General features: G+C 66.5%; 12 protein-coding genes and 3 rRNA genes. 3 read left to right on the top strand and 12 right to left on the bottom strand.

The features are described from left to right. Positions 1 to 67: 67 nt before the first annotated feature. The 5 genes from OG595_RS24635 to OG595_RS24615 form a co-directional block, all read right to left on the bottom strand. Positions 68 to 811 (bottom strand): VC0807 family protein, encoded by a 744-nt coding sequence (locus OG595_RS24635; protein WP_443073134.1) that lies wholly within the window; start codon positions 809 to 811, stop codon positions 68 to 70. Between the two features lie 92 nt (positions 812 to 903). Beyond that, positions 904 to 1,548 carry an HAD family hydrolase gene (locus tag OG595_RS24630; RefSeq protein ID WP_329275479.1) on the bottom strand — a complete coding sequence of 215 codons (645 nt, stop codon included), beginning with the start codon at positions 1,546 to 1,548 and terminating at the stop codon, positions 904 to 906. Positions 1,549 to 1,631: 83 nt separating this feature from the next. Then, a 5S ribosomal RNA gene (gene rrf / locus OG595_RS24625) occupies positions 1,632 to 1,748 on the bottom strand. 91 nt (positions 1,749 to 1,839) lie between these two features. Then, positions 1,840 to 4,962: ribosomal RNA gene (locus tag OG595_RS24620) — 23S ribosomal RNA — on the bottom strand. A gap of 322 nt (positions 4,963 to 5,284) precedes the next feature. After that, positions 5,285 to 6,813: ribosomal RNA gene (locus OG595_RS24615) — 16S ribosomal RNA — on the bottom strand. Together the 16S, 23S and 5S rRNA genes form the textbook arrangement of a ribosomal RNA operon. 881 nt (positions 6,814 to 7,694) lie before the next feature. Here OG595_RS24615 and trpS point away from each other — a divergent pair. After that, positions 7,695 to 8,756, top strand: a complete 1,062-nt coding sequence (gene trpS / locus OG595_RS24610) for a tryptophan--tRNA ligase (protein WP_329275476.1) — start codon at positions 7,695 to 7,697, stop codon at positions 8,754 to 8,756. Positions 8,757 to 8,774: 18 nt separating this feature from the next. On the opposite strand, the gene proC is transcribed toward trpS, so the two are convergent. The 3 genes from proC to OG595_RS24595 all read right to left on the bottom strand — a co-directional run bounded on the left by proC (position 8,775) and on the right by OG595_RS24595 (position 11,306). Continuing rightward, the gene (proC, locus tag OG595_RS24605) at positions 8,775 to 9,584 is read right to left on the bottom strand and encodes a pyrroline-5-carboxylate reductase (RefSeq protein ID WP_329275474.1); all 810 of its coding nucleotides are present in this window, start codon (positions 9,582 to 9,584) and stop codon (positions 8,775 to 8,777) included. Between the two features lie 121 nt (positions 9,585 to 9,705). Next, positions 9,706 to 10,512: an ABC transporter permease gene (locus OG595_RS24600; protein ID WP_329275472.1), complete on the bottom strand. Its 807-nt coding sequence runs from the start codon at positions 10,510 to 10,512 to the stop codon at positions 9,706 to 9,708. Continuing rightward, positions 10,509 to 11,306: an ABC transporter ATP-binding protein gene (locus tag OG595_RS24595; protein WP_329275469.1), complete on the bottom strand. Its 798-nt coding sequence runs from the start codon at positions 11,304 to 11,306 to the stop codon at positions 10,509 to 10,511. Before OG595_RS24595 ends, OG595_RS24600 begins: the two co-directional genes overlap by 4 nt. A gap of 230 nt (positions 11,307 to 11,536) precedes the next feature. Here OG595_RS24595 and OG595_RS24590 point away from each other — a divergent pair, with 230 nt between their 5' ends. Continuing rightward, positions 11,537 to 13,099, top strand: a complete 1,563-nt coding sequence (locus tag OG595_RS24590; RefSeq protein ID WP_443073132.1) for a SulP family inorganic anion transporter — start codon at positions 11,537 to 11,539, stop codon at positions 13,097 to 13,099. Here the strand turns inward: OG595_RS24590 and OG595_RS24585 are convergent. The 3 genes from OG595_RS24585 to OG595_RS24575 form a co-directional block, all read right to left on the bottom strand. Then, positions 13,093 to 13,923 (bottom strand): class I SAM-dependent methyltransferase, encoded by an 831-nt coding sequence (locus OG595_RS24585; RefSeq protein ID WP_329275463.1) that lies wholly within the window; start codon positions 13,921 to 13,923, stop codon positions 13,093 to 13,095. The two genes, OG595_RS24590 and OG595_RS24585, sit on opposite strands and share 7 nt — an antisense overlap. A 138-nt stretch (positions 13,924 to 14,061) precedes the next feature. Beyond that, a complete protein-coding gene (locus OG595_RS24580) occupies positions 14,062 to 14,565 on the bottom strand; it encodes an EamA/RhaT family transporter (protein WP_329275461.1) in 504 nt (167 codons plus the stop codon). A gap of 71 nt (positions 14,566 to 14,636) precedes the next feature. Then, entirely contained in the window at positions 14,637 to 14,981 is a 345-nt protein-coding gene (locus tag OG595_RS24575) for an SH3 domain-containing protein (protein WP_329275458.1), read from the bottom strand. A gap of 183 nt (positions 14,982 to 15,164) precedes the next feature. Here OG595_RS24575 and OG595_RS24570 point away from each other — a divergent pair, with 183 nt between their 5' ends. Next, positions 15,165 to 17,339, top strand: coding sequence for a serine/threonine-protein kinase (locus OG595_RS24570; protein WP_329275456.1), 2,175 nt, complete (start codon positions 15,165 to 15,167; stop codon positions 17,337 to 17,339). Between the two features lie 114 nt (positions 17,340 to 17,453). Here the strand turns inward: OG595_RS24570 and ilvD are convergent, their stop codons facing one another. Beyond that, the gene (gene ilvD, locus OG595_RS24565; protein WP_329275454.1) at positions 17,454 to 19,307 is read right to left on the bottom strand and encodes a dihydroxy-acid dehydratase; all 1,854 of its coding nucleotides are present in this window, start codon (positions 19,305 to 19,307) and stop codon (positions 17,454 to 17,456) included. Positions 19,308 to 19,446: the final 139 nt, after the last annotated feature.

The raw sequence follows: 19,446 nt of genomic DNA, 5'->3' as shown, positions 1-19,446 counted from the left end.
CCCGTGGGTAGATGATTCGGAAGATGAATTCTGCTCACCTTTGATCTCACCCAGGAACAACGCCTCATCAGGCACACTGAGCAACCGCCTCAGCACACTTGGTGCTGCTGCCGGCCCCACTGCCAGCGGTGACGGCGTCGCTGCCGCGATCGCGACACCGCGCGACCTCATCCCGGAGCATCCCCTTCATGGGGTCCACGGCAAGCGCACCACCGACGAGAACGGCCACCACCATCGCCCCGGCCAGCACGAGGGTGCCGAGCCAGACCATGGTGTCGACGGGGAGGACGTAGACCCCCACGATCCGTGCGACGCACTCCCCGAGCAGAGCCACCCCCCACACCACAGAGAAGGTCCGCTCGGCCCGCCGAAACCGCGAGGACCCGGAACCCAGCCGCTCCCAGGCGGCGGCACGCTCGGCGTCCCCCCTGACGAGGAACGGCTTCATCCCCTCGGTCATCATCGGCCGCCCCAGCCGGACCGACACCAGCACCCCGATCCCGACGACGCTGCTGACCGCGCTGTCCTTGAGGAGCATCAGCCGCGCATCCCCGGTGACGAAACTGAGCAGCACCCCCACCACATTGACCACGAGGATGAGTGCGGCCAACGCGTTGACCGTCCGTCCCCGCACCGCGCTCCACCCGGTCCGCACCGCGGGAACGGCACTGCTCCAGCCGAGCGCGGCGACGGCACTCATCCCGAGCCCGTCCTTGAACACGTAGTACGACCCGACGGGAACGGCCACGTCGAGGACCAGGGGCAGAAGGCTCCGGCGAAGGGAGGCCGAGTTCGTCGTCACTGTTGTCATGCCTCAAGCCTCGCGGTCACCCCCACCCCGCCGACAGAAACGATCGTCCGGACCCGGGGATGACAATTGTCAGCCGCCGGCCGTGCTCGACCTCAAAGAACCAGCTCAGCCAACTCGCCCATGCTGCCGAAGAGTTGAGTGGCCCCGACCAGCCGCTCGGCCGGGGTCATGGCGGTGAACCCGAGGACGTCCATCCCGGCGGCAACAGCGGCCCGCACCCCCAGCGGACTGTCCTCCACCACCACACACCTCGCGGGCGCCACCCCCATGCGGTCCGCCGCGTGGAGAAACAGATCGGGCGCCGGCTTCCCCCGCCCCACATCCTGCGCACTGAAAACCCGCCCATCGTCGAACCACCGCTCAAGTCCGGTCGTCCGATGCCCCACCCGAATCCGCTCATGACTCCCGGAGGAAGCCACGCAGTACGGCACCCCGTCAGCCTTCAGCTTCTCCAGGACACCGACGACGCCGGCCACCGGCTTCAGCTCCCGCTCGAAGGCGGCGAACACGCGGCCGTGAAACACCTCGTCGAAGTCGTCCGTCAGCCGCCGCCCACTCCGCTCCTCCACCAGATCGTGTACGCGGTGCATGGCGGACCCCATGTAGTCGCGGAGGGAGTCCTCGTACGAGGTCGGATGCCCGAGCTCGGTGAGATAGGCGGCCAGGAGCGTGTTGGAGATCGCCTCACTGTCGACGAGGACACCGTCGTTGTCGAAGATGACAAGGTCATAGCGCATAACCGGACCCTAAATGACAACCGGCCGTAAACGCAGAAAAGCCCTGTACCGGTGAACCCGGTACAGGGCTTTTCGCAATAATTGTTCGGCGGTGTCCTACTCTCCCACAGGGTCCCCCCTGCAGTACCATCGGCGCTGTGAGGCTTAGCTTCCGGGTTCGGAATGTAACCGGGCGTTTCCCTCACGCTATGACCACCGAAACACGGTGAAACACATATCAACCGCACCACCCAGTGGCCCTGGGCGGGGTTGTTCGTGGTTTCAGAACCAACACAGTGGACGCGAGCAACTGAGGACAAGCCCTCGGCCTATTAGTACCAGTCACCTCCACCCGTTACCGGGCTTCCAGATCTGGCCTATCAACCCAGTCGTCTACTGGGAGCCTTACCCCATCTAGTGGGTGGGAACACTCATCTCGAAGCAGGCTTCCCGCTTAGATGCTTTCAGCGGTTATCCCTCCCGAACGTAGCCAACCAGCCATGCCCTTGGCAGGACAACTGGCACACCAGAGGTTCGTCCGTCCCGGTCCTCTCGTACTAGGGACAGCCCTTCTCAATGTTCCTGCGCGCGCAGCGGATAGGGACCGAACTGTCTCACGACGTTCTAAACCCAGCTCGCGTACCGCTTTAATGGGCGAACAGCCCAACCCTTGGGACCGACTCCAGCCCCAGGATGCGACGAGCCGACATCGAGGTGCCAAACCATCCCGTCGATATGGACTCTTGGGGAAGATCAGCCTGTTATCCCCGGGGTACCTTTTATCCGTTGAGCGACGGCGCTTCCACAAGCCACCGCCGGATCACTAGTCCCGACTTTCGTCCCTGCTCGACCCGTCGGTCTCACAGTCAAGCTCCCTTGTGCACTTACACTCAACACCTGATTGCCAACCAGGCTGAGGGAACCTTTGGGCGCCTCCGTTACTCTTTAGGAGGCAACCGCCCCAGTTAAACTACCCATCAGACACTGTCCCTGATCCGGATCACGGACCCAGGTTAGACATCCAGCACGACCAGACTGGTATTTCAACGACGACTCCACCCGAACTGGCGTCCAGGCTTCACAGTCTCCCAGCTATCCTACACAAGCCGAACCGAACACCAATATCAAACTATAGTAAAGGTCCCGGGGTCTTTCCGTCCTGCTGCGCGAAACGAGCATCTTTACTCGTAGTGCAATTTCACCGGGCCTATGGTTGAGACAGTCGAGAAGTCGTTACGCCATTCGTGCAGGTCGGAACTTACCCGACAAGGAATTTCGCTACCTTAGGATGGTTATAGTTACCACCGCCGTTTACTGGCGCTTAAGTTCTCAGCTTCGCCACACCGAAATGTGACTAACCGGTCCCCTTAACGTTCCAGCACCGGGCAGGCGTCAGTCCGTATACATCGCCTTACGGCTTCGCACGGACCTGTGTTTTTAGTAAACAGTCGCTTCTCGCTGGTCTCTGCGGCCACCCCCAGCTCGGAGAGCACGTCTCCTCACCAGTGATGGCCCCCCTTCTCCCGAAGTTACGGGGGCATTTTGCCGAGTTCCTTAACCATAGTTCACCCGAACGCCTCGGTATTCTCTACCTGACCACCTGAGTCGGTTTAGGGTACGGGCCGCCATGAAACTCGCTAGAGGCTTTTCTCGACAGCATAGGATCATCCACTTCACCACAATCGGCTCGGCATCAGGTCTCAGCCTTAATGTGCGACGGATTTACCTATCACACGGCCTACACCCTTACCCCGGGACAACCACCGCCCGGGATGGACTACCTTCCTGCGTCACCCCATCACTCACCTACTACAGGTCTGGTCCGTCGGCTCCACCACTCCCCCTTGCCCGAAGGCTCCGGGGCGGCTTCACGGACTTAGCATCGCCTGGTTCACTGTTTGACGCTTCACAGCGGGTACCGGAATATCAACCGGTTATCCATCGACTACGCCTGTCGGCCTCGCCTTAGGTCCCGACTTACCCTGGGCAGATCAGCTTGACCCAGGAACCCTTAGTCAATCGGCGCACACGTTTCCCACGTGTGTATCGCTACTCATGCCTGCATTCTCACTCGTGAACCGTCCACCACTAGCTTCCGCTGCAGCTTCACCCGGCACACGACGCTCCCCTACCCATCCCAGCAGGCGTTGGCCCTATAGCTGGAATGACACGACTTCGGCGGTACGCTTGAGCCCCGCTACATTGTCGGCGCGGAATCACTAGACCAGTGAGCTATTACGCACTCTTTCAAGGGTGGCTGCTTCTAAGCCAACCTCCTGGTTGTCTGTGCGACTCCACATCCTTTCCCACTTAGCGTACGCTTAGGGGCCTTAGTCGATGCTCTGGGCTGTTTCCCTCTCGACCATGGAGCTTATCCCCCACAGTCTCACTGCCGTGCTCTCACTTACCGGCATTCGGAGTTTGGCTAAGGTCAGTAACCCGGTAGGGCCCATCGCCTATCCAGTGCTCTACCTCCGGCAAGAAACACACGACGCTGCACCTAAATGCATTTCGGGGAGAACCAGCTATCACGGAGTTTGATTGGCCTTTCACCCCTAACCACAGGTCATCCCCCAGGTTTTCAACCCTGGTGGGTTCGGTCCTCCACGAAGTCTTACCTCCGCTTCAACCTGCCCATGGCTAGATCACTCCGCTTCGGGTCTTGAGCGCGCTACTAAAACGCCCTATTCGGACTCGCTTTCGCTACGGCTTCCCCACACGGGTTAACCTCGCAACACACCGCAAACTCGCAGGCTCATTCTTCAAAAGGCACGCAGTCACGACTGTATGTGCAAGCACATACAGCGACGCTCCCACGGCTTGTAGGCACACGGTTTCAGGTACTATTTCACTCCGCTCCCGCGGTACTTTTCACCATTCCCTCACGGTACTATCCGCTATCGGTCACCAGGGAATATTTAGGCTTAACGGGTGGTCCCGCCAGATTCACACGGGATTTCTCGGGCCCCGTGCTACTTGGGTGTCTCTCAAACGAGCCGTTGATGTTTCGACTACGGGGGTCTTACCCTCTACGCCGGACCTTTCGCATGTCCTTCGCCTACACCAACGGTTTCTGACTCGTCTCACGGCCGGCAGACCATGAAAGAGAGATCCCACAACCCCGTATACGCAACCCCTGCCGGGTCTCACACGCATACGGTTTGGCCTCATCCGGTTTCGCTCGCCACTACTCCCGGAATCACGGTTGTTTTCTCTTCCTGCGGGTACTGAGATGTTTCACTTCCCCGCGTTCCCTCCACACACCCTATGTGTTCAGATGTGGGTGACAGCCCATGACGACTGCCGGGTTTCCCCATTCGGAAACCCCCGGATCAAAGCCTGGTTGACGACTCCCCGGGGACTATCGTGGCCTCCCACGTCCTTCATCGGTTCCTGGTGCCAAGGCATCCACCGTGCGCCCTTAAAAACTTGGCCACAGATGCTCGCGTCCACTGTGCAGTTCTCAAACAACGACCAACCACCCACCACCCCACCCACAAACGGGCGAGTTCACTGGGGCCGGCACTGAAGGCGACCAGACAAGCCGGCCGTACCCTCAGACACCCAACAGCGCGCCCGACCCTCCCGCCGCTTCCCTCAATCGTTCCACGCCCCGAAGGACAGTACTGGAAGGAGAAGACAGTCAGAAGTGCCGAATAATCAACGTTCCACCCATGAGCAACCAGCATCGGACATCCGCCGATGTACTGGCCTCTGACCGGAACCCCGAAAGGCCCCGGTAAGAAATGCTCCTTAGAAAGGAGGTGATCCAGCCGCACCTTCCGGTACGGCTACCTTGTTACGACTTCGTCCCAATCGCCAGTCCCACCTTCGACAGCTCCCTCCCCGTGAGGGGTTGGGCCACCGGCTTCGGGTGTTACCGACTTTCGTGACGTGACGGGCGGTGTGTACAAGGCCCGGGAACGTATTCACCGCAGCAATGCTGATCTGCGATTACTAGCAACTCCGACTTCATGGGGTCGAGTTGCAGACCCCAATCCGAACTGAGACCGGCTTTTTGAGATTCGCTCCGCCTCACGGCATCGCAGCTCATTGTACCGGCCATTGTAGCACGTGTGCAGCCCAAGACATAAGGGGCATGATGACTTGACGTCGTCCCCACCTTCCTCCGAGTTGACCCCGGCAGTCTCCTGTGAGTCCCCATCACCCCGAAGGGCATGCTGGCAACACAGAACAAGGGTTGCGCTCGTTGCGGGACTTAACCCAACATCTCACGACACGAGCTGACGACAGCCATGCACCACCTGTACACCGACCACAAGGGGGGCACCATCTCTGATGCTTTCCGGTGTATGTCAAGCCTTGGTAAGGTTCTTCGCGTTGCGTCGAATTAAGCCACATGCTCCGCTGCTTGTGCGGGCCCCCGTCAATTCCTTTGAGTTTTAGCCTTGCGGCCGTACTCCCCAGGCGGGGAACTTAATGCGTTAGCTGCGGCACCGACGACGTGGAATGTCGCCAACACCTAGTTCCCACCGTTTACGGCGTGGACTACCAGGGTATCTAATCCTGTTCGCTCCCCACGCTTTCGCTCCTCAGCGTCAGTAATGGCCCAGAGATCCGCCTTCGCCACCGGTGTTCCTCCTGATATCTGCGCATTTCACCGCTACACCAGGAATTCCGATCTCCCCTACCACACTCTAGTCTGCCCGTATCGAATGCAGACCCGGGGTTAAGCCCCGGGCTTTCACATCCGACGCGACAGACCGCCTACGAGCTCTTTACGCCCAATAATTCCGGACAACGCTTGCGCCCTACGTATTACCGCGGCTGCTGGCACGTAGTTAGCCGGCGCTTCTTCTGCAGGTACCGTCACTTGCGCTTCTTCCCTGCTGAAAGAGGTTTACAACCCGAAGGCCGTCATCCCTCACGCGGCGTCGCTGCATCAGGCTTTCGCCCATTGTGCAATATTCCCCACTGCTGCCTCCCGTAGGAGTCTGGGCCGTGTCTCAGTCCCAGTGTGGCCGGTCGCCCTCTCAGGCCGGCTACCCGTCGTCGCCTTGGTGAGCCACTACCTCACCAACAAGCTGATAGGCCGCGGGCTCATCCTTCACCGCCGGAGCTTTTAACCCCCACAGATGCCTGCGGGAGTATTATCCGGTATTAGACCCCGTTTCCAGGGCTTGTCCCAGAGTGAAGGGCAGATTGCCCACGTGTTACTCACCCGTTCGCCACTAATCCCCCACCGAAGCGGGTTCATCGTTCGACTTGCATGTGTTAAGCACGCCGCCAGCGTTCGTCCTGAGCCAGGATCAAACTCTCCGTGAATGTCAACCCGTAATCGGGTCACACCACGAGAGCGGAACAGTCAGGCGGAATAAGCCCGACCGTTCACAGCGTCCTCGCTGTGTTTACTGCTTCAAAGGAACCTCAACCCACAGACAAAAGCCTGTGAGCCGGGGTATCAACAAACTTGGCGTTGATTTTTGGCACGCTGTTGAGTTCTCAAGGAACGGACGCTTCCTTCGTACTCACCCAAGAACACTCTCAGGCTTTCCTCCGGGCAGTTTCCCTTCGGTCCTACTATTCTTGCTGTTGTACTGTCCTGCTGTCTTGCGTTTCCGACTCTACCAGACCGTTTCCGTATCCGATTTCCTCGGTGCTTTCCAGGTTCCCGCTTTCGCGTTTCCCTTTCCGGCGACTCCGACTCTACCAGACCGTTTCGGGCCTGATTCCCAGTCAGTGGGGCTTGTCCTCCCGGCTGTTGGGCCGTTCCGACGAGTGAGACTTTAGCGGATTCCCTGCCTCCCGAGCTAATCGGGGGGTGCGCCCTTTCGAACGCGGATTCCTCATTTCGCAAATACGCATGCCAATAACATGCCACCGGCGCGACGACAGGTCGTCGACCGTTGCTTGGTACCTGCGGAATGGCTGTTCGGGGACCGACCGGGGTCGGCACTCACGTCGAACAACTCGGAGAACACTACGTAGGGGCCTGAGGCGTGTCAACTCGGTGTCGGAGGGGGGTCCGGCGGCGTACTCTCGTGGACGTGACTACGCATACGTGCACCCAGCAGTGGTGGGCCGCCTGACGGCGGCCGTACACACGTATGTACTCAACGGCCGCCGCCTCGGCGGCCGTTCTTGTTTCTCTCTCCTGAGGGTCGGCCGGCCGGGTGCGGTGGTCTCGACCAGGAGGTGGAGAAGAGATGACGCGGGTCTTCAGTGGGATCAAGCCGACCGGGCATCTGACGCTGGGGAACTACCTGGGGGCCATGCGGCGGTGGGCCGCGGTGGACCAGCACCGGGCTGACTCCCTGTTCTGCATCGTCGATCTGCACGCGCTGACCGTTGATCATGATCCCGCGCGCGTGCGGCGGCTGAGCCGGCAGGCGGCCACCCTGCTGCTGGCGTCGGGGCTCGATCCGGAGCTGTGCACCGTCTTCGTGCAGAGTCATGTGGACGAGCACACGCGGCTGTCGTACGTGCTGGAGTGCGTCGCCTCTGATGGGGAGATGCGGCGGATGATCCAGTACCGGGAGAAGGCGGCACGGGAGCGGGCGCGGGGTGGGAGTGTGCGGCTGTCGTTGCTGACGTATCCCGTGCTGATGGCGGCGGACATCCTGGCGTACGGGGCCGATGAGGTGCCCGTCGGGGACGATCAGACGCAGCATGTCGAGCTGACCCGGGATCTGGCGGTGCGGTTCAACCAGCGGTACGGGCATACGTTCGTGGTGCCGCGGGCCACACGGCAGGCGGTGGGAGCGCGGGTCATGAATCTTCAGGAGCCGACGTCGAAGATGGGGAAGAGCGAGGACGTCGGGCCGGGGATCGTCTATCTGCTCGATGAGCCCGACGTGGTGCGGAGGAAGGTCATGCGGGCCGTGACCGACAGCGGGCGGGACGTCGAGTACGACCCGGAGGGGCGGCCGGGGGTCGCGAATCTGCTGGAGATCCTGGCGGCCTGCACGGATGGGGAACCGTCGGAACTGGGTGGTGTGTATCAGTCCTACGGGGAATTGAAGAAGGACGTCGCGGAGGCCGTGGTCGAGGCTCTCAGACCCCTGCGGGATCGGCACCGGGAGTTGTGCGCGGATCCCGCGTTCGTGGAGGGGGTGCTGCGGGACGGGGCGGAGAGGGCACGGGCGATGGCCCGGCCGACCGTTGACGCCGCCTGTCGCGCGATCGGGCTGCTGCCCGCGGCCTCCGAGGTGGAGGCCGTGGGCGTGTCCGCAAGCGAGTCCGAGGCCGTGGTGGGCATGGGGCGGTAGGCGCGGTGGCGGCCGGTCTCAGTTGTTGCCTGCGGCCAGGGCTCGGCTTCGGTCGCGGGCGGCTTCGAGGGCGGCGATGAGGGCTGCTCGTACGCCGTGGTTCTCGAGTTCGCGGATGGCGCTGATGGTGGTGCCCGCGGGGGACGTGACGTTCTCGCGGAGCTTCACCGGGTGTTCGCCGCTGTCGCGGAGCATCACCGCGGCGCCGATCGCGGACTGGACGATCAGGTCGTGGGCCTTGTCGCGGGGCAGGCCGAGCAGGATGCCGGCGTCCGTCATGGCCTCGACGAGATAGAAGAAGTACGCCGGGCCGGAGCCGGAGAGCGCGGTGCAGGCGTCCTGCTGGGACTCGGGGACGCGGAGTGTCTTGCCGACGGCGCCGAAGATCTCCTCGGTGTGGGCGAGGTGGTCGGCGGTGGCGTGGCTGCCGGCGGAGATGACCGACATGGCCTCGTCGACGAGTGCCGGGGTGTTCGTCATGACGCGGACGACGGGGGTGCCGGTGGCGAGGCGGGCCTCGATGGAGGTGGTGGTGATGCCTGCGGCTCCGCTGACGACCAGGCGGTCGGCGGGGACGTGGGGGGCGAGTTCGTCGAGGAGGGTGCCCATGTCCTGCGGTTTGACCGTGAGGATCAGGGTGTCGGCGGTCTTCGCCGCCTCGGGGTTGGTGACCGGGGTCACTCCGTAGCGGGTGCGGAGTTCTTCGGCCCGTTCCGGGCGGCGGGCGGTGACCAGCAGGTCGGCGGGGGCCCAGCCGGCTCGGATCATTCCGCTGAGCAGGGCTTCGCCGATCTTGCCGGTGCCGAGGACTGCGACTTTCTGGGTCATGGTTGCGGTGCCCTCCGGGGGTTGCGTCGTCCGGGGTCATCCTCGCATCGGGGGCGGGTGGGCGGGCGGGGTGTCCGGTGGGCGGGATGTCCCGTCCCGTACGTGAGGGCTGCGGAGTCGCTCACCGGGTTCGGCGGCGGAGGGTCGCCGCGCCCAGGGTCAGGACGAGCAGGGCGCAGGCCGAGACGATCAGGGTGGCTCGTACGAAGGTGGCTGTGATGTCCGGGTGGGTGAGGACCTCGTTCATGGCGTCCACCGCGTAGGACATGGGGAGGACGTCGGAGATCGCTTCCAGGACCGGGTGCATGTTGGAGCGGGGAGTGAAGAGGCCGCAGAGGAGGAGCTGGGGGAAGATCACCGCCGGCATGAACTGGACCGCCTGGAATTCCGAGGATGCGAAGGCCGAGACGAAGAGGCCGAGAGCGGTGCCCAGCAGGGCGTCCAGCAGGGCCACCAGGAGGAGCAGCCAGGGGGAGCCCGTCACGTCCAGGCCCAGGAACCAGACCGCCAGGCCGGTGGCCAGGGCCGACTGGACGATGGCGAGGATTCCGAAGGCCAGGGCGTAGCCGGCGATGAGGTCGCCCTTGCCCAGGGGCATGGCGAGGAGGCGCTCCAGCGTGCCCGAGGTGCGCTCGCGCAGGGTGGCGATCGAGGTCACCAGGAACATCGTGATGAGCGGGAAGATCCCGAGGAGCGATGCGCCGATGCCGTCGAAGGTGCGTGCGCTGCCGTCGAAGACGTAGCGGAGCAGGAACAGGAGCAGGCTCGGGAGCACGATCAGCATCGCGATGGTGCGTGGGTCGTGCCGGAGCTGTGCCAGGACCCGGATCGCGGTGGCCGTGGTTCGGGAGGCGTTCAGGGCCGAGGTGGGGGTGGGGGCGAGGCTGGAGGCTGGCGTGGGGGTAGGGGTGAGGGGCGCGGTGGTCACTGGGTCTGCTCCTTCTTCGTCGTCGACTTCTTCGCTTCGTCCACCAGGTGCAGGAACGCCGCTTCCACCGTCTCCGTCGACGTGCGGGTGCGGAGGGCGTCCGGGGTGTCGTCGGCGAGGAGTTCGCCGTCGCGCATGAGGAGGAGGCGGTGGCAGCGTTCGGCCTCGTCCATGACGTGGGAGGAGATGAGGAGCGTCGCTCCTCGGGTGGCCGCGATGGTGTGGAAGAGCGCCCACAGGTCGCGGCGGAGGACGGGGTCCAGGCCCACCGTCGGTTCGTCCAGGACCAGCAGCTCGGGGGCGCCGAGGAGGGCCACCGCGAGGGAGACCCGGCTGCGCTGGCCGCCGGAGAGGTTGCCCGCGAGGGCGTCGGCGTGGGTGGTGAGGTCCACGTCGTCGATGGCCCGGGTGACGTTCTCGTGGCGGCGGTCGGCGGCTGCGCGGCCGGGGTCGAGGATCGCGGCGAAGTAGGCCAGGTTCTGGCGGACCGTCAGGTCGTCGTAGACCGAGGGGGCCTGGGTCACGTAGCCGATGCGGGTGCGGAGGACGGCTTGACCGGCGGGGTGGCCCAGGACTTCCAGGGTGCCGGTGACCTTGGCCTGGGTGCCGACGACCGCCCGCATGAGGGTCGACTTGCCGCAGCCCGAGGGGCCGAGCAGGCCGGTGATCTGGCCGCGCGGGACGGTGAAGTCGAGGCCGCGCAGGACTTCGCGGGTGCCTCGTACGACGGTGAGGGCCTCGGCCCGGACGGCTGGGGCTGTCCTTCCGGGAGGAGGAGCGCTGTAATTCATCATGCGATGAATAATGCTCCCGGTCCGTGGGGGCGTCAAGTCCGTTGAGCGCGTATGGCGCGTGTGGCGCGTCGAGTTCGGGTCGGGAGGGCTCGGGGCGGGGGCGCAGGCGCGTGGTGGAGTGATCGGAGGGGGGCGGTCCGGTTCGGGTGACTCCGGGGGCTTCCTATGACTCCGGTTTTCCTTTGGGGGGCCGGAGAAGGGGGTGCTGAGGCTGTCCGCCCCTGTCGACAATGGGTTTCATTCGCTCTGCCCTGCTTCCGTTCGCTGTCGGAGGTGCATTCGTCGTGCGCTTTGGCGTCCGCAAGGCCGATCTGCTCGCCTCTCTCGTCGTCTTCCTCGCCGCGCTGCCCCTGTGTGTGGGTGTCGCCGTCGCCTCCGGTGTGCCTGCCGAGCTGGGGCTGGTCACCGGGATCGTCGGTGGCCTCGTCGCCGGACTGCTGCCCGGGAGCAGCCTTCAGGTGAGCGGGCCGGCGGCGGGGCTCACCGTGCTCGTGTACGAGGCCGTGCGGGCGTACGGACCTGAGGTGCTCGGTGTGCTCGTGTTCGCGGCCGGTGCGGTCCAGCTCGGGCTGGGGGCGCTGCGGCTCGGGCGGTGGTTCCGGGCCGTGTCCGTGGCGGTCGTCCAGGGGATGCTCGCCGGGATCGGGATCGTGCTGGTCGCCGGGCAGGTGTACGCCATGGGCGACGTGAGCGCGCCGGCGAGTGCGCTCGGGGCGGTGGGCGGGCTGGTCTCGCTCCCCGGGGACGCGGATCCCCTGGCGTTCGGCATCGGCGGCGCCACCGTCGCCGTACTCCTGCTGTGGCGGCGCTGGGCGTGGGGGGCTCGGCTGGCGCCCGGGCCGTTGGTGGCGGTGACACTGGCCGCGGGAGTGACCTGGGTGTTCGACCTGGACGTGCGACGGGTGGAGGTTCGCGGGCTGCCGGCCGCCGTACGGGTGCCGGAGGCGGCGGATTTCGGGCGGCTCACGGAAGTGGGGGTGATCGGGACGGTCGTCGCCCTCGCCCTGATCGCGTCCGCGCAGTCGCTGTTCGGTGCGGCGGCCGTCGACCGGCTGCATCGGGAGGCGCGGACCGACTACGACCGGGAGTTGATGGCGCAGGGGATCGGGAACGCGGTGTGCGGGGCGCTCGGGGCGTTGCCGATGGCCGCGGTGGTCGTACGGAGTGCCGTGAACGTGCGGGCGGGGGCACGTACGAAGGTGTCACGGGTGCTGCATGGGGTGTGGCTGCTCGTCTTCGTGGCCGTCGTGCCCGGGGCGCTCGGGGTGCTCGGGGCGGTTCCGGTGGCCGCTCTGGCCGGGCTGCTGGTGCATCTCGGGTGCGGGCTCGTGCCCGTGCGGGAGGTGGGGGTGCTGTGGCGGGAGCATCGGGGGGAGCTGGTGGTGCTTGTGGTGACGGCCGGTGCCATCGCTGTGGCGGGCTTGTTCGAGGGGGTGGTGGTCGGGCTCGCGGTGGCCGTGGGGAAGACCGCCTGGGATGTCAGTCATGTGCGGGTGGAGGTCGGCGAGGGGGGTGACGGGTGCGTGGTGGTGAGGGTTGTCGGGCATACGACGTTCCTGCGGTTGCCCGAGTTGCTGGATCACCTGGATGCCCTGGACGCCCTGGATGCCGTCGCTGCCCTGGGCGTGAGGGACACGCCGGGTGGTCCGAGTGCCCCGGTGGCGTTGCCTCAAGGGCGTTTGGTGCGGCTGGAGTTGGGTGGGCTTCGGCATGTGGATCACGCGTGTGCGGCGGCCCTTGCGGGGTGGGCCGCCGCGCGGGGGCACGAGGTGGTGGGAGTACGTGGTCAATGAGTGGAGGGGGTGCGGGCGGGGGCGGCCGGGGATCTGGCCACCAGCAGGTCCACCTCGTAGGTCTCCTCCAGTGTTCCGGCCGGGAAGAGCTTGAGGAGGAGGTTGCGTTCATCGGCCAGGAAGGCTGCGGCGGCCTCCTTGTCGTGGACCAGGAAGACGGAATGGCTGCCGATGTTGGCCAGGTGGGTGTCGATCGGGACGCGGCGGCTCCAGCGGAGTCGGCGGCGGGTGAAGTCGAGGCGTCCCGAGGGATCGACCGCGCGGTGGGAGGCGTTGTTCTGCTCCACGGCCACGTCGACGCCGAAGAAGTACTGGATGCGGTTCGCCTGGGCGGCGATCCAGGGGGTGTCCAGGGCGTACGTGTTCCACCACAGGGCGAGTGCGCCGCCCGGGCGCAGGACGCGGAGGGCCTCCGGGACGGCGTGGTCCGGGTCGGTCCAGTGCCAGGACTGGGCGTAGGTGAGGAAGTCGACGGAGGCGTCGGCCAGGGGGAGGGCGTTGCCGTCGCCTCGGACGATCGGCACGTCGGGGAGGGTGCGGCGGAACTGGGCCGCCATGCCGTCGCCGGGTTCCACGGCGATCACGTGGGCGCCGCGGGCGTGGAGGAGGGCGGTGGATATGCCGGTGCCGGCGCCGACGTCCGCGACGCGCGAGCCGGGGAGGGGGTGGGCGGCCAGGTGTTCTACGGCGTCGAGGAGGGCGGGCGGATAGGAGGGACGGTTCTGGGCGTACTGGGCTGCGGCTGTGTTGAAGGAGGTGGCTCGCGAGTGGGTGGTTCGGGAGGGCGTGGGGGGTTGGGTGGGCGGTTGGGCTGAGGCCGTCATGTGGACATGGTGGCGGGGGGTGTTGGTGGGGGGAGGGGGTTTGGGGAAGAGTTGGGGGGAGCGGGTGGGGTGCCGGGCCCGGAGAGGGACCCCCGACACGCTGAACGGTGTCGGTCGGCCATGCCCATGCCCCTGCCCCTACGGCTTTCGCCGCCTCGCCGGGTTTCCTGTGCGGCGGGTTGTGCGGCGGGCGTGCTGGTCGCGGGACGCCTCGTATTCCTGGCGGTGGAGGGATTCGCCGGGGGCCTCCTTCAGTGAGCGGAGGAAGTAGGCGGCCAGGGAGCCCACAAAGCCGATCGCCAGGAGGCCCCGGAGAGAGGCCTGGCGTGCCGGGTCCGGGCGGTTGGTGAAGGCGCCCCAGGTGTGGCCGAACGCCAGCGCGCTGCACACCGCGAACATGGCCAGGACCAGGAGAGTCACCACGCCTCCGACCTCCGCGATCCGCAGACCCTCGTAGGCGAAGCCCAGGATCAGGCAGGATGCCAGCGTCGCCGCCAGTGAACCCGCGGCCACTCCGGCCCGGCGGGCCGTGTAGCCGGCGTCGTGGTCCACCCAGGTCGTGCCGAAGAAGCGGATGGGCTCGGGGCGGGGTTCCGGGCGGGGGCCGTCCGTCGCGCCTGTCTTTCTGGTCTTGTCGCTCACCACTCGATTATCGCCAGCCGGGCATCGGCACCGAATGCCGGTGGTACCGATGCCCGGGTGCGTCGCGCGGGTCAGGAGCAGTGGGCCGCCACGTAGCCGTCGCTCCCCGTCAGGACGTACGCGTCCGAGACGTACTCGCCGTTGTCGATGTTGTCCCAGATGTTCGACGTACCGTACGGACCGGCGATCGCCTCACCGGGGCGCTGGCAGTAGATCGGGACCTTGGCGCCCTCCGCCAGCACGCGGACGATCGTGTAGCCGGTGCCGGGGCCGCTGCGGACGTTGAGGCGGTACCCCGGGGCGACCGAGTAGTAGCGGACGGACGTTGTCGCCGCCGACGCGGTCGCGGCTGCCGCGGTGGTCAGCGTCAGGTCCGTGGCCTTGTCGGCCGTTCTCTCCTCGTGCTCTGTGGACATGAAAAACCCTCCCCCGTTGGACCCCATGACTCCCATGGGGTCCGGGTGATACCCCTAAAACACGCCATGAAACACATGTACGGAACTCGTACACCGACGTCAGCAAGCCGCCTCTGTCCCGTAGCACTCATCGACTAGGCTCGATGGGTCGCGCGCGCGGCCGAACAGCACGGGGGTGAGTCCATGACGCCACAGCGGAACTCCGGAACCGGCGCGGAAGCGGAATTCCCGGAGTACGCCGGTCAGTACCGTCTGGAGTCACGGCTGGGTTCCGGCGGCATGGGCGTGGTGCACCTGGCCCGGAGCACCTCCGGGATGAAGCTCGCCGTCAAGGTCGTACACGGGGAGTTCGCCAAGGACCCCGAGTTCAGGGGGCGGTTCCGGCAGGAGATCGCCGCCGCCCGGCGCGTCAGCGGCGCCTTCACCGCGCCCGTCGTCGACGCCGACCCCGATGCCGAACGGCCTTGGATGGCCACCCTGTTCATTCCCGGGCCGACCCTTGCCGAGGAGGTCAAGCGGAACGGGTCCATGAACCCCGGGCAGTTGCGGCGGCTGATGGCCGGGCTCGCCGAGGCGCTGCGGGACATCCACCGGGTCGGGGTCGTCCACCGGGACCTGAAACCGAGCAACGTACTGCTCGCCGAGGACGGTCCGAAGGTCATCGACTTCGGCATTTCTCGGCCGAAGGACAGCGAACTGCGCACCGAGACCGGCAAGTTGATCGGCACGCCTCCGTTCATGGCGCCCGAGCAGTTCCGACGGCCCCGCGAGGTGGGTCCCGCCGCCGACATCTTCGCCCTGGGGTCGGTGATGGTGCACGCGTCGACCGGACGCGGGCCGTTCGACTCCGACAGTCCGTACGTCGTCGCCTACCAAGTGGTGCACGACGAACCCGACTTGACCGGTGTGCCGGAGAACCTCGCCCATCTGGTGCTGGGTTGTCTCGCCAAGGAGCCCGAGGACCGGCCCACTCCGGATGAACTGATGCGGGAGCTCAGGTCGGTCGCCGCCTCCTACGACACCCAGGCGTTCGTGCCCGAGGAGCGGCGCAGGGGCCGCTCCCCCGCTCCCTCGGCTGCTCCCGACTCCTCCAAATCCGTTCCCCCTTCCTCCAACTCCCCCGCAGCAGCCGAGCGTTCGGGTCGGCGGCGACTGCGCAAGCACGTTCTCCTCGCCGCGGGCTCCCTCGTCCTCGCCGCCGGGTGTGTCCTCACCTCGGTGCAGGTGTTCGGCGGTGATCCGGTCGCCGAGCCCACGGACGGTTCCTCGGGCAGCAGTTCCGGTACCGGTACGACGGCCGCCGCCGCCGGATTCCGGGCCTGGGCGATCCGGCCGGCCACCGGCGGCAACGCCGGTATGCCCCAATGCTCGTACGGTGACGGGAAGTTGTTCTGCGCCCAGAAGGGGCTCGTCTCCGCCATCGACCCCGCCGACGGCACCGTCCTGTGGCGGCACCCGATCGACGCCGGCCTCATTCCGAGCCGCCCGCCGGTCCTGTCGGGCGGGCTCGTGCACCCCCCGCTGGACGAGGGCACCCGCCTGGAGGCGCTCGATCCGGAGACGGGCCGAACCCGCTGGCAGGAGACCGTGCCAGGCCGTGTCGGCCTCGGATACGCCGGCGGCATGACCCTCCTCACCGGCGCCGACGGCAAGGTCACCGGCGTCGACAGCGCGTCCGGCGACAGCAAGTGGAACCGGCGGATCGCCGGGCTGAGCGGCCCGCGGCTGTTCTCCTTCGCCGGCGACCGACTCGCGTACGCCACGAGCACGGCCGAGGACGGCGGCAGTACGCGAGTCGCCGCGCTGGACCCCGGCACCGGTGACGTGCGCTGGCAGGAGAAGCTGAACGGGCAGCTGAAGCCCATCGGCACCACCGACGCGGGCGCCTCCGTCTTCTTCGCCGCCATCGACAGCGTGTACGGGGACACGGTCGCCGTCGTCGACTACGACCCGGCGACCGGGGCCTCGCGCAAGGTCGAGGTGAGCGTCCCGCTCCAGCGGGCACACGGTGTCGTGCGCGGGAACACCGTCTATCTGCTGGCCGCCGGGGGTGCGCTGATCGCCGTGGACCTGAAGGCGGGGAAGCAGCTGTGGCGGCTGGAGACGTCCGTGAGTCTCGGTTCGGCGCCGACCATCGACGGGCGGTACGTGTACTTCACCGCCGCCGACGGACGCCTGCTCGCGGTGGACGCCCGCACGGGGACGATCGCGGGCCAGACGTCGCCGCGGCTCGCCCCGGCCGCGGACACGATCGAGGCCTCGCTGCCCGCCCCCGTCGCCGCCGGCGGACGCGTCTACGCGAGCGCTCCCGACGGTTCCGTCTTCGCCGTGGACGCGACCGACCCGGCCGGCTGGTGACCGTGACCCGGGGCGCCCCGGACTCGTACGACGTCTGAAGCACGTACGGGAAGATCATGACGAAGGGCCGCTCCTGAGGAGCGGCCCTTCGTCATGACGCGGATGTGGGAGGGGTCAGCCCAGCAGTGACACGTCCCGGACCGCGCCCTTGTCGGCGCTCGTCGCCATCGCCGCGTACGCGCGCAGGGCCTGCGAGACCTTGCGCTCGCGGGAGACGGGGGCGTAGACGCCGTTCAGGGCCTCGCGGCGGGCCGTCAACTCGTCGTCCGGGACGAGGAGTTCGATCGTGCGGTGCGGGATGTCGATGCGGATGCGGTCGCCGTCCTTCACCAGGGCGATGGTGCCGCCGGAGGCCGCCTCGGGGGAGGCGTGGCCGATGGAGAGGCCCGAGGTGCCGCCGGAGAAGCGGCCGTCCGTGACCAGCGCGCAGGTCTTGCCGAGGCCGCGGCCCTTGAGGAACGAGGTCGGGTAGAGCATCTCCTGCATGCCGGGGCCGCCCTTGGGACCCTCGTAGCGGATGACGACGACGTCGCCGTCCTTCACCTGCTTGTTGAGGATCTTCTCGACGGCTTCCTCCTGCGACTCGCAGACGACCGCGGGGCCCTCGAAGGTCCAGATCGACTCGTCGACACCGGCCGTCTTCACGACGCAGCCGTCGACGGCGAGGTTGCCCTTGAGGACCGCCAGGCCGCCGTCCTTCGAGTACGCGTGCTCGGCGCTGCGGATGCAGCCACCGGCGGCGTCCATGTCCAGGGCCTCCCAGCGCTCCGACTGGGAGAAGGCCTCGGCGGAGCGGACGCAGCCGGGAGCCGCGTGCCACAGCTCCAGGGCCTCCGGCGACGGGGAGCCGCCACGCACGTCCCAGGTCTTCAGCCAGTCCGCGAGGGACGAGCTGTGAACCGAGTTCACGTCCTCGTTGAGGAGGCCCGCGCGGTGCAGTTCGCCGAGGAGGGCGGGGATGCCGCCGGCCCGGTGCACGTCCTCCATGTAGTACGTGCGGTCCTTGGCGACGTTCGGCGCGACCTTCGCCAGGCACGGGACCCGGCGCGAGACCTCGTTGATGTCGTCCAGGTCGAACGGGACGCCCGCCTCCTGGGCGGCGGCCAGCAGGTGCAGGATCGTGTTGGTCGAGCCGCCCATCGCGATGTCGAGGGCCATGGCGTTCTGGAAGGCGGCGAAGGTGGCGACGTTGCGGGGCAGGACCGTCTCGTCGTCCTGCTCGTAGTAGCGGCGGGTGATGTCCATCACCGTGCGGCCCGCGTTCTCGTACAGCGCCCGGCGGGCCGTGTGCGTGGCCAGGACCGAGCCGTTGCCGGGGAGGGCGAGTCCGATGGCCTCCGCGAGGCAGTTCATCGAGTTGGCCGTGAACATGCCGGAACAGGAACCGCAGGTCGGACAGGCGTTCTCCTCGATACGGAGGATGTCCTCGTCCGAGATCTTCTCGTTCACGGCGTCGGAGATCGCGTCGACCAGGTCGAGCGTGCGGACCGTGCCGTCGACCAGCGTGGCCCGGCCGGACTCCATCGGGCCGCCGGAGACGAAGACCGTGGGGATGTTGAGCCGCAGTGCGGCGTTCAGCATGCCCGGGGTGATCTTGTCGCAGTTGGAGATGCAGATCAGGGCGTCGGCGCAGTGGGCCTCGACCATGTACTCGACCGAGTCCGCGATGAGGTCGCGGGAGGGGAGGGAGTACAGCATGCCGCCGTGGCCCATCGCGATGCCGTCGTCGACGGCGATCGTGTTGAACTCGCGCGGGATGCCTCCGGCGGCGGTGATGGCCTCGCTGACGATACGGCCGACCGGCTGGAGGTGGGTGTGGCCGGGCACGAACTCGGTGAAGCTGTTCGCGACCGCGATGATCGGCTTCCGCCCGATGTCGGCACCCGGTACACCGGAGGCGCGCATAAGGGCGCGGGCGCCCGCCATGTTGCGGCCGTGGGTGACTGTGCGGGACCTCAGCTCGGGCATCTTCGCTCGCCTCGCTACTTCAGAGAGTTATGACTGAAGTCGAGCGTACGCCGGTCGTTCCGGTTGCAGACGCGGTGTCCGGAATACGGGATGGGTGTCTCGGGTTTTGGGTGCGGGAGCGGGAGCTCGGTGGTGGGGT

The organism is Streptomyces sp. NBC_01451 (assembly GCF_036227485.1).
Lineage (GTDB): Bacteria > Actinomycetota > Actinomycetes > Streptomycetales > Streptomycetaceae > Streptomyces.
This window is presented reverse-complemented; position numbering and strand designations above follow the sequence as displayed.